Consider the following 13729-nt stretch of genomic DNA (forward strand, 5'->3'; position numbering starts at 1 on the left):
AAGTCTTTAGCGACTGAGATAATTAATCCTCCAATTAAACCCACTAATTATATTACATACCTAGTTCTTTAAATTCTCTACTTCCTGGTTTTATTAAATCTATCTCTCCAGCTTCACATAAAGGACATCCATCAGCTTCATAAACTTGTATATCTAATTTTATTGCACTGTATATAGGCATTCCTATATCATGATTAGTTCTATCTGCTATACATGCAACCCCTATAACTTCTCCCCCTAAAGCTTCTAATGCTTTCTTTGTTTCTATTGTAGACTTTCCAGTAGTAACAACATCTTCAGCTATTATTATCTTAGCCCCTGGCTTAACTTCAAATCCTCTTCTTAATTGCATTTCTCCATCTTTTCTCTCTGTGAACACAGATTCTTTTCCTAATTGTCTACCTAATTCATATGAAACTATAACTCCTCCCATAGCCGGTCCAACAACTAAGTCTATTCCTAAATCTTTTATTTGATCAACTACAGTGCTTAATACTTTCTCAGCTTGATTTGGAAATCTTAAAACTTTAGCACATTGTACATATCTATTACTATGCTTTCCTGAAGATAATAAAAAGTGCCCTTCTAATAAAGCATCACATTCTTTTAATATTTCAACAACATTTACATTACTCATAATTATATTCTCCCTTATAGTTAATTTTTCTTTTTCCTCATCCACAGTAATTTTAACTTAAGCTCAGCGCAGGATAATAAATAGTTTGTTGAAGAAGCGTTAAAGACCATGTTTTTTAGGTCTTTAGCGACTGAAACAACTATTTATCATCCGTAGCTACCTCATTAAAATTACCTAAACTATACCTCTAATTTCATCTAAGCTTTTTATTCCTTCTCTATCCATATAATCTTCTATTCCTTTGATTATATCTAATCCAATTCTAGGATTTATAAAGTTAGCAGTTCCAACTTGTACGCAAGTAGCTCCAGCCATTATAAACTCTATGGCGTCTTGCCAATTAGTTATTCCACCCATTCCCATTACTGGTATGTTTACTGCTTTACAAACTTCATGAACCATCCTTAAAGCTATAGGCTTTATTGCAGGTCCAGATAACCCAGCATATATATTTTCAAATACCGGTTTTTTCTTATTTATATTTATAGCCATAGCTTTGAAAGTATTAACTAATGATATCCCATCTGCGCCTTCTTCCTCACACACCTTTGCCATCCCAACTATATCTTCAGCATTAGGTGATAACTTTACAACTAATGGTAGTTTAGTTTTTGCTCTTACAGCTCTTACAACTTCCCTTGCAACCTCATTTTTTATCCCAAAGGCCATACCTCCTGCCTTAACATTTGGACAAGAAATATTTAATTCTATCATATCTATAGGTTGGTCGTTTAGTAACTCTACACCGCTTATATAGTCATCTAATGTTCCTCCACCTAAATTTGCAATTCTAACCGTATCTAGTTCTTTAAAAAACTGAAGTTCATTTTCTATGAAACCTCTTACTCCAGGATTTTCAAGTCCTACGCTATTCATCATCCCTGATGGAGTTTCGTGAACTCTCATACCTTTATTTCCATCTCTTTTTTCCAGTGTAAGCCCTTTGCTACTTATTCCACCCAATTTTTCTATATCATAAATTTCTGCATATTCTTTTCCAAATCCAAAAGTCCCCGATGCCATAACTAAAGGATTTTTAAATTCTATATTTCCGAATTTAACATTTAAATTAGCCATTAAATATCACGTCCTCTCCCCAGAACACTGGACCATCTTTGCATGTTTTTTTATTTCCAAATTTAGTTTTACAAGTACAAACTAAGCAAGCTCCTACCCCACATGCCATATGATTTTCTAAAGATACCATTATTTTTGTATTAGTTCCTTCTGTCATCTTTACTAACTTTTCCATCATGGGTGTAGGCCCACAAGTTAATATATAATCATATTTTTCTACATCTAATATATCTGTAACAAAAGTGTCTCCTATAGCTATGTTTACTTCATTACATACTTCACTGTATTCTTCTTCTAATATAGCTTCTTTTCTGAATCCTAGATATGCATCACAGTTTTCAATGTTCTTAGCTACTAGGTATAGTGGAGCTATACCTATTCCTCCTCCTACTAACGCAACCTTCCCTTTTACATTTTCATATCCATTTCCATAAGGGCCTTCCAATTTAATTTCATCATTTACTCTTAGATTGCTTAATATTTTAGTTCCTTCTCCCACAACCTTATATAAAAAAGATATACTATCTTCATTTACATCATGAACACTTATCGGTCTTGAAAGTAATGGGTATGTATCCCAGGCTCTAAGCATGTAAAATTGACCCATCTTTGCTTCAAATTTACCCTCTACCTTCATAAAATACATATCTTCGCCTATATATTTATTTTCTAAAATTTTGTACATTATTGCATATCCCCCTTTACGTCATACATAACTCTTCCATCTCTTATAGTCATTATTATTTTCCCTCTAACTTTTTGACCATCAAATGGATTGTTTTTTCCTTTAGATACAAACTTAGATACATCTATAGCTTCTTCTTGTTCCGGATCTACTATAACTAAGTCCGCTCTTAAACCTTCTTTTATTAATCCTTGATTTAACCCTAGTAATTTAGCAGGATTTGCACTCATCATCTCACTTAATTTATTTAAAGATATATTATTTTCATTAAATACTTTGTTTACCATTGGAATGCAACTTCTATATTAGATATTCCAGGAGCTCCCTTTTCTTTGTCTTCTTTTGTATGAGGGGCATGATCCGTTCCTATCATATCTATATATCCATCTTTTATTCCTTGAATTAAGTATTTCATGTCTTCTTCCTCTGCAAAAGCTGGGTTAACTCTATATTCTAATCCATATCCGAATATATGATGAGGTCCTACCTCACAAGTGAACTTATATCCATCATTTTTATACTTTTTAATTTCATCTAAAGTGTCTTTTAAACTTATATGACAGATATGAAGGTTTCCTTCAACCTCTTTAAGCATGTTCAAATCTCTTTTTACTATTTCAAATTCCGGCTGACAATGAGTTAGAACTTTAAAATCTAATTTTTTAGATAAACTAAGTGCATCTCTCATTATTTTTTCATTGTGAAGGGTGTATCCATCATCAGAGAATAAGTCTGTATACGTTCTCATTTTTTCTATATCTATAATTTCTTCACCTTCAAGGTTTTCTGTTATAGCGCAAACTTGCTTTATATCACATAAATCTAATTTCTTAGCTTTTCTTAACACATATTCCATAACCTGTTCGTTGTCACAAACTGGCTTAGTATTTGCCATTGGACAAAGCACTGTGAATCCACCTTTTAATGCTGCCTTTTGTCCTGTTTCTAAATCTTCTTTATGTGTTAACCCCGGGTCTCTTAAGTGTGTGTGCAAATCTATAAATGCCGGCATTAAAATCTTATTTTTTCCATCTATAATTTTTAAACCTTCAATATCAGTAGGATTTATGTTCGAGTCCATTTTAGAAATCTTACCATTTTCAACAAGTAAATCTCCTTTAAAGTTCATACTAGAATCAATCATTTTTACGTTTTTTATAAGAAGTTTACTCATTTTTATCTACCCCCAGAAGTTTCATTATTAATGCCATTCTAACGTACATTCCATATTTTGCTTGATCGAAGTATACCGCTCTATTATCTTTATCTACCTCTGTATCAATTTCATTCACTCTTGGTAATGGATGCATAACTAACATATCTGGTTTAGCTTTTTCATTTTTTCTGTTGTTAATATATAATAATCTTTAAGTCTTTCATATTGTTCTTGATCTTCAAATCTTTCTCTTTGAACTCTAGTCATATAAAGAACATCTAAGTCTTCTATAACCTCATCTAAGCTATTAGTTTCAACATATTCGTGCCCAGCTATAACTTCTTTTATATATTGAGGCATTTCTAACTCTTTAGGTGATATAAATACAAATTTAGTATTTTTATATCTTGCCATAGCTTTAACTAGTGAATGTACTGTTCTTCCGTTTTTTAAATCTCCACATAATCCGATAGTGTGATTTTCTAAATTTCCTTTAAGTGATTTTATTGTAAGAATATCTGTAAGTGTTTGAGTTGGATGTTGATTTCCTCCGTCTCCTGCATTTATAAATGGTACTCTAGCAAACCTTGACGCCTCTAAAGCTGAACCGGCTCTTGGGTGTCTCATGACTATAGCATCAGCATAACAAGATACTGTTTCCATAGTGTCTTCTAATGTTTCTCCTTTTGCTGTTGATGAAGAATTTGGTTCTGAAAAGCCAATTACCTTTCCCCCTAATCTATTCATTGCAGCTTCAAAGCTAAATCTTGTTCTTGTTGATGGTTCATAAAATAAAGTTGCTAGTAAATTACCTTCACAAACTCGTGAGTATTTTGACGGATTGTCAATTATATTTTGAGATAAAGATAGAATTTCATCTATTTCATTTATCGAAAAGTCTTCTGGTTGGATTAAATTTCTTCCCTGTAATTTCATATATGTTCCTCCTTTTTTAGCCTCTCTGGACTAAATTTAAAAGTATTTTAATTTTTTTCTTTTATAGAATATTATCACCTTTAAGAAACGATGTCAATATGAGTTTCAAAAAATCTAGGCTTTATTGAATATAAAAAAGGATGTATCTAAAACAGATAGCGAAAGCAAATATATATGTTTTAGCGACATTTCAAAGCATCTTTTCAGCTTTGATGGAGCAAAACATATATATTTGCTAAAGCGTCTATCTATTTTAAACTACATCCTTGTAAATTCTATACTATAATACTCTCTTAGCTCCTACGTAAGCTTTTTGCCAGTAAGATGAGTTTATGTTACTAACTTTAACAACATCTCCTGAGTTTGGTGCATGAACCATGTTTCCTCCACCAACATATATACCAACGTGGCTTACTCCTCCGCCACCAGTTGCGAAGAATACTAAGTCTCCTGCTTGTAAATTAGCTTTACTTACAGATCTACCAACTCCGTATTGAGAAGATGAAGTTCTTGGTAAAGATACTCCTGCAGCATTTCTAAATACATATGAAGTAAGTCCTGAACAGTCAAAGCTATTAGGCCCTTCAGCTCCCCATACATAAGGAGATCCTAACTTAGCATAAGCCATACTAACTACAGCAGAAGCAGCATTTGAGTTATTAGCTGGCGGTGCCGGTTTCTCTTCATTACTTGAGTTATTGTTGTTATTGTTGTTATTGTTGTTATTATTGTTGTTATTGTTGTTATTGTTGTTATTGTTGTTATTATTGTTGTTATTATTATTATTTGTATTTTCGTTATTCTCTACATTATTGTTGCTGTTGTTATTGTTTTCATTATTTTCTACATTACTGTTGTCATTGTTTTCTTCAACATCATTGTTGTTATTGTTTTCGTTGTTTTCAACATTGTTGCTTTCATTTCCATTAGCAGCATCATTGTTTGTTGTTTGATTGTTATCAGATGCTTGTCCATTATTTTGATCTTTAACATCTGATTGATTATTTTCTTCTTCTACCACTGGAGCTTTATCAGATACGTATAAATCTCTTACAAATCCTTCATTTTCTCCATTTTTAACTTTTACCCAGTTACCTTCAGTTCCTAAAACTTGAACTTTTGTAGAAGCTGGTAAGTTATCTTTATATCAGACTCTACATGAGCATCTTTTCTTAAATTTACTTTATCTGCTGTTATATAAGCATTAGCAGCTTTAACATCAACATATCTAGACGCTATCCATCCTTCAGTTTCGTCGTCTAATTGAACTTTATACCATCCGTCTTGTTCTCCAACTATTTTAAATTGGTCACCTGAGTATGCTATAGTTTGAACTGATCCTTGCTTTCTTACTTTTACAGCTACTCCATCTTTAACTTCTGCAACTTTAAAATCTACATCTTTATAGTCTTTTAAATTTATTACATTCTTTTCATTAACGTCTTTTTTATCTGTTACCTTCTCAACTTTTGCATCGTCTGCATGCGCTATCCCGTTCATTGATAATGCCATAAATGATGCAAATACTGGTACTAATATTTTTCTCTTCATAATGTTTTTCCCTCCAAAAATTCACCATAAGTTTTCTTACGTGTTATTTTCATAGCTGAAACCTATGTAGGATAAAATACTAATACACAAGATATTTTCATTTTTGTATTTATATGTCACAACTCTGTAACCATTTTGTAAATAAATGTTACAAGTTATGTAGTATTCTTATATTAACAATATTTAACTTATATCTTGTATATAATATTTAAAAACTTATTATTTTATCCAAAATAACTTTTAATATACATTTTATATTAATTATATACTATTTTTTCAAAAGTAAATAAATTTGGATATTTTAGCATATATTAGCATGCAAATTTTTATATCTAGTATATAAATTTTTTTATATGCTTTTTTATTTTTTGCATAAAATAAAAGTGTACATTTAATCAGTTTTATACTGAAAAGATGTACACTTTTTTATTCTAAATTTTACTTATTTTATTCTTATTTATTAAGCTAAAGATGTAGCTTCTTTTTTAGCATCTTCTTTAACAGGAGCTTCTGTATACCATCCTCTTAATTTCATAGCATCAGCTATTCTCTTAATTGACATCATGTATGCAGCTGTTCTCATTTCAACATTATGGTCTCCTGCTAATGTCCATATTTCTTCAAATGCTTTTTTCATTAAAGCTCTTTGTTTTTCTTGAACTTCGTCAAAACTCCAGTTGTATCTCATTAAGTTTTGAACCCATTCAAAGTAAGAAACTGTAACTCCACCACTATTAGCTAATATATCTGGTACTAAAGTTATTCCTTTTTCAAATAGTATTTTATCTGCTTCTGGAGTAGTTGGTCCATTAGCTCCTTCACATACTATTTTAGCTTTTATATCTCCAGCATTTGCTGAAGTTATTTGATTTTCTAGTGCACAAGGCATTAATACGTCAACTTCTGCAGTTATTACACTTTGGTCAACAGCTTCTGCACCAGGGAATCCTTTTATACATCTATGTTCTTTATTGTAAGCCATTAAAGCTTTCATATCTATTCCATCTTTATTATATATAGTTCCTGTATGGTCTTCTACATATATTACTTTAGCTCCTGCTTCATCTATGTACATACCAGCGAAGCTTCCAACATTACCAAATCCTTGAAGTCCTACAGTAACATTAGATACATCTATTCCTTTTTTCTTAGCTGCTTCCATTGCAATTGTAGCAACTCCATATCCTGTAGCTTCATTTCTAGCTAAAGATCCGTAGAAATCAACTGGTTTTCCAGTAAATACTCCTGGTTGGAATTCCCCTGTAACATTTGCATACTCATCAACCATCCAAGCCATTATTTGTCCATTTGTATTAACATCTGGAGCTGGTATATCTTCTTTTTCTCCTATTATTGGAGCTATTGACTTAGCAAATCCTCTAGATATTCTTTCTAACTCAGCTTGAGAGAATTCTGTAGGATCGATGGCCATACCACCTTTACCTCCACCATAAGGTATTCCTACTACTGAACACTTGAAAGTCATCCAAGTAGATAAAGCTTTAACCTCGTCCATACAAACTGCTGGATGGAATCTTAATCCTCCTTTAAATGGTCCACAAGCATTATTATGTTGTGATCTATATCCTGTAAATGTTCTTACAGTCCCATCATCCATTTTAACTGGGAATGATACTTCTAACACTCTCATTGGATTTTTTAATATTTCATATACTGCTGGATCTGCCCCTAATTTATCGCAAGCAGTTTTTACTTGAGATCTTGCTATCTCTAGAACATTTAAAGTTTTTTCAGCCATTTTAAAAGCCCCCTTAAAAATATTTTAATTTTTTAAATCCCCTTTATTGTTTGTCGGAAAATGATTTCCCTTACTTACAGTTTGATTATAGCACAGTTTTTTATTTATTTGTATAAAATTTCTATTAGTTTTTTATTTAACACTTTTTATCTTGTTCAGTCTTATATCAAGCCTACTTACATTTATTAAAGTAACATCATACAATGCCTTTATTATATGTTCTTGAAGCTTAAATATAGTCTCAATACAGTTAAATAAATCTAATTCTAAAATAATAAATATTTCTAAATTTCCTTTTTTATTGTTAAATTTTACTGAATTAATTTTGCTTATGTAATCAAATTTCGATAGTTCAAAAAATATTATTTGATTTATTGCATTTTTTTTAATATAAAAATTTCCCATATAGCTAAAAGTCGGCCTAATGATAGTTTTTTCAACTAATATAGATTCCTTATTTTCTCTTTTAAATAATTTTTTAATCGGATTTATACTAAGTCCACTAGCAATAGATTTAACTTCTAATGTCGGAAGTGGTATTATGTGATTTCCTTTACTCCTCCACTCTTTTGCAATATCTATTTCTTCTTGTGTCGATATTTCATTTATATAAACAGTTTTATATATTTTCCCTAAATTTAATTTACTAGCTATCTGGTTTACCATTTTATCTGATGTTCCTATTATTAAAATAGACTCTATATTTTCTTCCACTATTTTAAATTTCACTTCATTTCTATGGTTTTCATCGTGAAATATAGCTCTTTTAACTGCCTGAATTTTGGTACTTGCTTGTTTTGCCGATATTCCAGCAATTATTTTATTCTTAAAAATTAAAATTCCATCATCTATTATATAGTTTATATTTTTTCATAGGCTAACTCTAATGCTTTATAACTTTTTCCAGAACCACTCTCTCCTACTAATGCATAAACCTTCATATTTACACTCCTATAATATATATTTAAAAAGGAGTGTCTCAAAATAAGTAGGGATAGAATAAATATAAGTTTTAGCGACTTTCAAAGCATCTTTTCAGCTTTAGGAGCAAAACTTATATTCATTCTTTCACACTATACTATTTTGAGACACTCCCTTAATTATATATTATAGCAAAACTCTCCATTTCCTTTAACGGAAAAGAAATCTGCATATCCTATTTCAAAAATTCTTTTTTCTAAATCTGGTATTTCTATATTATTTTTTATCAAATGAGTAAGAGCCCCTACATAAGATATATCACCTTGAACTATTACTCCTTTAATAACATTATCTTTTATTATAAACTTTTTATACCCTGTTTCATCTTTTCTAACATTTACGATACAGTCTTCTTCCATATCAATTATACCTAGCGAAACTGTAGGTATTCCTAAAAAATTCATTGTGTTTCTATATACAAATGAATCATCTATTTTTTCTTCTCTTCCAGCCATATTATAGGCAGCTACTATTCCTTGCTTCACAGCTAAAGGCCAAATTGCATTTTTCCCAACAACATCACCTGCCGCAAATATGTCTTTTGCAGTAGTTTTGCAATTCTCATCTATGATTATTCCTCTATCATAACTTATAAACTCTTTATTTATAAATTCAGCATTTGGGATAACCCCTGTTGCTACGATTGCCATATCACATTCTATATAAGTTTCATCATCTAATACTACTCCAATTATATTTTCATTATTATCTATGCAAATTTCATTAACACTTGCACCCTTAAAGAATTTCACACCTAATTCTTTAAATTTATTTTCATATACCGATGCAGCGTATTCATCTAACTGCCTATTTAGTATAAAAGGTTCTCTATATATTACAGATATATCTAAATTTTTATATTCTAATAATCCTATAAGAGCATCTATTCCTACAAGCCCAGCCCCTAGTATGGCTTATTTTTACATTTTTTGCTTTTTCTTTTATTTCATAAGCATCTTCTATATTTCTAAGTCCATACACATGTTTTGCTTTCTTTAAGTTTTTTATAGGAGGCATAGCTGATGATGCCCCTGTTGCAATTATTAGTTTATCATATTTAACTTTTTCACCAGTCTCTAGTATATATACTTCTTTATTTTCTATATCTATATTATTTACAGTGCATGAGTTTTTCCAACTTATATTATATTTTTCATCAAATTTAGTTTCTACAAAGTTTAAGCTATCTAATGTTCTATGTTCAGATATAATATGATGCAACATACATCTTGAGTAAATGTGTTCATCTTTTGATATTAATGTTATATTAGCTTTTTCATCTAACTCCCTTAATACTTTTATAGCGTTAATGCCTGCCGCACTAGCACCCAGAACTACATAATTCATTTTTTACCTCCTCTTGTAGCGTTATTGCTCCAGTTGGACAATTAGCTACACACTTGGGATATCCTATACTTTCACACATATCACATTTTAAAATAGTTTGTTTTGTTTTATCGTCAGGCTTTAAAAGTCCATATGGGCATGCCATAACGCACATATAACAAACTCCACACCTATCTTTGTCATAACTTACTATTCCAGTTTCTTTATTTTTTGTCATAGCTCCACTCATACATGTAAGTACACACTCTGGAGTTTCACAATGTCTACAAATAATAGGAATTGGATTATTAAATTTATTTAACTCTATATGGTTTCTACTTTCGTTATCTAGGTCTTCTAAATCTAAAGAGTATATATCTTTTTGTAAATCGTTTCTTAACATGCATGCTAAAACACAACTCTTACATCCGGTACATAATTCTTTATTAATTAGAATCCTATGCATAACATTCCACATCCTTTAAGCCTAATTTTTCTCTTCTATCTATAATTATTTTTTCTAATGTATCAGCTGAAGATACAACCTCTGAATCAACTATAACATGCCCTCCAGTTATATCCTTTAATCCTTCAGTTAAAACTTGTGTAACTAATTTACCACCTGTTATAAATGGTGGTAATGCTAAGTGAAGAGGTAATCCTAAAGCTAATCCAAATGCTCCATCTGCTAAAGCTTGTTCTTCTAACCATTGAGGTGCAGATAAAATTAGTGGAAGCTGAGGTATATCTATTCCTAATTCTTTAGCAATTTCAGTGGCAACTATTTCAAGTCTTCCTATAGCTAAACATGGTCCAAAGTTCAATACTGGTGGTATTCCTAAAGATTTGCAAACTTCTTTTAAATTTTCACCTGCTAATTCTTCAGCTCCAGGAGACATTAATCCAACATTTTCTAATCCTCCGGTAGAGCATCCTGCAGATAAAACGATTATATCTCTTTTTATAAGCTCTTTAGTTAATTCTACAGTAAATACATCATGTCCTTTTGCCGTCATATTTGAACATCCAACAACCGCTGCTATTCCTTTTATTTTACCTTCTGCAATTAAGTTTATAAGAGGTTTCCATGAGTCCCCTAAGAAGGCTTTTAAGTTCTTCTCACTTACACCTGTTAATGAAACATCATGTCCGTGGTCACTAGGTATGTCTATTTCAACTTCGCCTCTTCTTGATTTATAACTTATTAAGGCTTCATTTATTAATTTTTCTGAAATTGATTCTATATTTTCTCTATCAAACGGTACATATTCTGCATTAACTTTTTTAGCTACATCATCTAAACAAACCATTTTTACTTTATATTTATCTGCTATAGGCTCTATACCTGGTATAGTACAGTTAAATTCAGATGCAATCATGTCTATTGCTCCTGTAGAAAGAACAGCCTCACTTGTAAAGTTATTTCCAGCATGACCTGCAAATACATCTTGATAGTGCTCCCCTCTTAACTGTAAATCTTGCCCTACACAAGTACATCCAACCAATCTAAATCCTTTTGCTCCTGCTTCTTTTGCCAATTTAACAACATCTTCATCTTTCAATCTATCCTGGAAGTGAGCAAATGTTGAATGTTGATGTCCTGTTATCATTATATTTATATAATCTTTATCTATAACTCTAAATCCTACAGGTGCAGTTCTTATAACTGGCTCTCCTAAAATAACATCGTTTAAAAGATTAGTTAGTGTAAGTCCATATAATCCAGTAGATATTCCCAAGTTTAAACAGTTTATAAGCATATCAACAGGGTCACTATTTAAATTTGTAGATGACTTAACGATTGCATCAAAAACTTCTGATTTAGCTCCTCCTGGCATTATACCTATTTCTCTCCACTTATTAACTCTTGGAGCATATGCTATTTTCTCTACTAACTCCATTTTTTCATCTCTAGCTTTATATAAATCATCTAGAACTTTTTGCGCAACTTTTATACATTTTTCATATCTATCATTAGCTTCAACTCCAAATATATCAGCTAATTCATCTATTGTCTTTTCTCCCTTTATTATTCCTTTATTTTCACCTAACTTTTTCAAGTTTCTAGCTGTATTTTCAACAACATGCAGATAACATGCAGCTCCACTTGCAACTGCTCTTAAAAAGTTTCTAGCAACTATTGTATCAGCATCTGCTCCACAAATTCCCCTTGGAGATTTAGGTGTTATTCTACATGGACCATTTGCACATAATCTACAACATACACCTTGAAGTCCAAAACCACATTTAATTTTTTGATCTTCAGTTCTATGGAATGCCGTTTCAACATCCTTCGACGCTACAAAACTTTCTAACCTTTTATCTGCACTTTCGCACATTTTACAACTAACACAAGACATAAATTACATCCCCCTAAATATATTTTTATGGTAATCCTTTTTATATATACCATTCATTGTTAATAGTTAAACATATTTTTGAAAGAGTTTTCCTAATTTAAAAAACTTATTTAATTTTGAAAAAATCCAATAATTAAATAAGTTTTTATAATCTATTTATTTAAGCCTTCACTTATATTTTTTAATTTATTTTACTCTATCTGCTTCTGTTCCCGTTAATGGCGTTGGTTGATAATTATTAATACCATGTTGAGATGATATAGAACATGGTATAATTTCAGGTTTGTTTATACTTATAAGTTTATTATCTTCAAAGTTAAACGTTTGTTTGTATATAAAAGTATCTTTATCTTGAGGGTTTTTATTACCTCCGAAACAGAAATTACTTAGGCTATATGCAATATACTTGCCTTTATATTCTTCTATTCCTTGCATAACATGAGGATGACTTCCTAACACCCCATCAGCTCCATTATTTATAGCAAAATGCGCAAAATCTTTTTGAACTTGATCCGGATAATATTGTCGCTCTGTTCCCCAATGGAAATACACAAATACTACATTCGATTCTTTTTTAACACTTTGTATATCTTTTTTCATATTATTTAAAAATTCTTCATTATAATTTTCAGTCCAACCATTGTAACCTAATAATCCGACCTTTACACCTTTAACATCTACTATGCTTTTCTCTCCTAATCCAAAATAATCTATATTATTTTCTTTTAATATAAATTTAGTTTGTTTCATACCCTCATCAAAATAATCCTCCGAGTGATTATTCGCTAATGTTACAGCATCTATTCCACCTTGTTTAAGTGTATTTACATAAGAAGGATCTCCTTTAAACGCAAATTTTTTAACTTTTGCTTTGCTTGCGCTAGTTAAAGGCCCCTCTAAATTTGCTACTGTTAAGTCATCCTCCTCAAAAATTTTCTTAACATTTTTTAAAAAGTATCCATAATCTTGTCCTTGATTTTCAAACTCATTATCAAAAGATCCATAATATGAGGCTCCCTTATAGTTCCCCATAGTTATATCCCCTACAAAATTAATAGTTATACTTTCCTTTTTTACCTCTATTACTTCATCAACTTTCTTTGATTGTTCATTAATATCTTTAATTTTATTACTTCCTACAACAATTTTAAAAATAAGCATACAAATAACTACCACTACAATAATTATTCCAGATATTAATAGTGATAGCTTTTTTTATTAATCTTTTTCTTCATTTGTCTACCTCCACCAAAGTAATAAC

Annotated in this window: 14 protein-coding genes and 1 pseudogene; all 15 read right to left on the reverse strand. The window is 30.8% G+C overall.

Translation table 11 applies throughout. From position 1 onward, the window contains the following. Window positions 1-52: 52 nt before the first annotated feature. The 15 genes and pseudogenes from pyrE to LEQ07_RS11090 all read right to left on the reverse strand — a co-directional run bounded on the left by pyrE (window position 53) and on the right by LEQ07_RS11090 (window position 13629). Window positions 53-637, reverse strand: coding sequence for an orotate phosphoribosyltransferase (gene pyrE, locus LEQ07_RS11020; protein WP_021431594.1), 585 nt, complete (start codon window positions 635-637; stop codon window positions 53-55). Between the two features lie 174 nt (window positions 638-811). Beyond that, window positions 812-1714, reverse strand: a complete 903-nt coding sequence (locus LEQ07_RS11025) for a dihydroorotate dehydrogenase (RefSeq protein ID WP_263330695.1) — start codon at window positions 1712-1714, stop codon at window positions 812-814. Continuing rightward, window positions 1707-2399, reverse strand: coding sequence for a dihydroorotate dehydrogenase electron transfer subunit (locus LEQ07_RS11030; RefSeq protein ID WP_046822430.1), 693 nt, complete (start codon window positions 2397-2399; stop codon window positions 1707-1709). The genes LEQ07_RS11025 and LEQ07_RS11030 overlap by 8 nt, the downstream gene beginning before the upstream one ends. Then, the gene (locus LEQ07_RS11035) at window positions 2399-2686 is read right to left on the reverse strand and encodes an amidohydrolase family protein (protein WP_263330696.1); all 288 of its coding nucleotides are present in this window, start codon (window positions 2684-2686) and stop codon (window positions 2399-2401) included. The genes LEQ07_RS11030 and LEQ07_RS11035 overlap by 1 nt, the downstream gene beginning before the upstream one ends. After that, on the reverse strand, window positions 2680-3573 hold the full coding sequence (locus LEQ07_RS11040) for an amidohydrolase family protein (protein WP_263330697.1): 894 nt from the start codon (window positions 3571-3573) through the stop codon (window positions 2680-2682). Before LEQ07_RS11040 ends, LEQ07_RS11035 begins: the two co-directional genes overlap by 7 nt. Continuing rightward, a pseudogene (pyrB, locus tag LEQ07_RS11045) lies at window positions 3566-4491 on the reverse strand (aspartate carbamoyltransferase). The gene LEQ07_RS11040 and the pseudogene pyrB overlap by 8 nt, the downstream one beginning before the upstream one ends. Window positions 4492-4771: 280 nt before the next feature. After that, window positions 4772-5512, reverse strand: a complete 741-nt coding sequence (locus LEQ07_RS11050) for a C40 family peptidase (protein WP_263330698.1) — start codon at window positions 5510-5512, stop codon at window positions 4772-4774. Between the two features lie 83 nt (window positions 5513-5595). Continuing rightward, the gene (locus tag LEQ07_RS11055) at window positions 5596-6042 is read right to left on the reverse strand and encodes an SH3 domain-containing protein (RefSeq protein ID WP_263330699.1); all 447 of its coding nucleotides are present in this window, start codon (window positions 6040-6042) and stop codon (window positions 5596-5598) included. A 460-nt stretch (window positions 6043-6502) separates the two neighbouring features. Then, window positions 6503-7801 (reverse strand): Glu/Leu/Phe/Val family dehydrogenase, encoded by a 1299-nt coding sequence (locus LEQ07_RS11060; RefSeq protein ID WP_046822454.1) that lies wholly within the window; start codon window positions 7799-7801, stop codon window positions 6503-6505. A 132-nt stretch (window positions 7802-7933) separates the two neighbouring features. Next, a complete protein-coding gene (locus LEQ07_RS11065; protein ID WP_263330700.1) occupies window positions 7934-8530 on the reverse strand; it encodes an ATP-binding protein in 597 nt (198 codons plus the stop codon). 371 nt (window positions 8531-8901) lie between these two features. Beyond that, window positions 8902-9693 (reverse strand): FAD-dependent oxidoreductase, encoded by a 792-nt coding sequence (locus tag LEQ07_RS11070; RefSeq protein ID WP_317852073.1) that lies wholly within the window; start codon window positions 9691-9693, stop codon window positions 8902-8904. Next, window positions 9638-10129, reverse strand: a complete 492-nt coding sequence (locus LEQ07_RS11075; RefSeq protein WP_263330701.1) for an FAD-dependent oxidoreductase — start codon at window positions 10127-10129, stop codon at window positions 9638-9640. The genes LEQ07_RS11070 and LEQ07_RS11075 overlap by 56 nt, the downstream gene beginning before the upstream one ends. Then, a complete protein-coding gene (locus tag LEQ07_RS11080; RefSeq protein ID WP_046822457.1) occupies window positions 10104-10574 on the reverse strand; it encodes a 4Fe-4S dicluster domain-containing protein in 471 nt (156 codons plus the stop codon). The genes LEQ07_RS11075 and LEQ07_RS11080 overlap by 26 nt, the downstream gene beginning before the upstream one ends. Continuing rightward, a complete protein-coding gene (cooS, locus tag LEQ07_RS11085) occupies window positions 10567-12468 on the reverse strand; it encodes an anaerobic carbon-monoxide dehydrogenase catalytic subunit (protein WP_263330702.1) in 1902 nt (633 codons plus the stop codon). Before cooS ends, LEQ07_RS11080 begins: the two co-directional genes overlap by 8 nt. 186 nt (window positions 12469-12654) lie before the next feature. Continuing rightward, complete coding sequence (locus LEQ07_RS11090) at window positions 12655-13629, reverse strand: CapA family protein (RefSeq protein ID WP_263330703.1); 975 nt, start codon at window positions 13627-13629, stop codon at window positions 12655-12657. Window positions 13630-13729 lie beyond the last annotated feature (100 nt).

Origin of the sequence: Paraclostridium sp. AKS73 (assembly GCF_025671395.1) — a bacterium.
Taxonomy (GTDB): domain Bacteria; phylum Bacillota; class Clostridia; order Peptostreptococcales; family Peptostreptococcaceae; genus Paraclostridium; species Paraclostridium benzoelyticum.

Bases quoted from the DNA above. Each gene is read 5' to 3' on its own strand.
- pyrE (WP_021431594.1), bottom strand. From the start codon at position 637: ATGAGTAATGTAAATGTTGTTGAAATATTAAAAGAATGTGATGCTTTA.
- LEQ07_RS11025 (WP_263330695.1), bottom strand. From the start codon at position 1,714: ATGGCTAATTTAAATGTTAAATTCGGAAATATAGAATTTAAAAATCCT.
- LEQ07_RS11030 (WP_046822430.1), bottom strand. From the start codon at position 2,399: ATGTACAAAATTTTAGAAAATAAATATATAGGCGAAGATATGTATTTT.
- LEQ07_RS11035 (WP_263330696.1), bottom strand. From the start codon at position 2,686: ATGGTAAACAAAGTATTTAATGAAAATAATATATCTTTAAATAAATTA.
- LEQ07_RS11040 (WP_263330697.1), bottom strand. From the start codon at position 3,573: ATGAGTAAACTTCTTATAAAAAACGTAAAAATGATTGATTCTAGTATG.
- LEQ07_RS11055 (WP_263330699.1), bottom strand. From the start codon at position 6,042: ATGAAGAGAAAAATATTAGTACCAGTATTTGCATCATTTATGGCATTA.
- LEQ07_RS11060 (WP_046822454.1), bottom strand. From the start codon at position 7,801: ATGGCTGAAAAAACTTTAAATGTTCTAGAGATAGCAAGATCTCAAGTA.
- LEQ07_RS11075 (WP_263330701.1), bottom strand. From the start codon at position 10,129: ATGAATTATGTAGTTCTGGGTGCTAGTGCGGCAGGCATTAACGCTATA.
- LEQ07_RS11080 (WP_046822457.1), bottom strand. From the start codon at position 10,574: ATGCATAGGATTCTAATTAATAAAGAATTATGTACCGGATGTAAGAGT.
- cooS (WP_263330702.1), bottom strand. From the start codon at position 12,468: ATGTCTTGTGTTAGTTGTAAAATGTGCGAAAGTGCAGATAAAAGGTTA.
- LEQ07_RS11090 (WP_263330703.1), bottom strand. From the start codon at position 13,629: ATGCTTATTTTTAAAATTGTTGTAGGAAGTAATAAAATTAAAGATATT.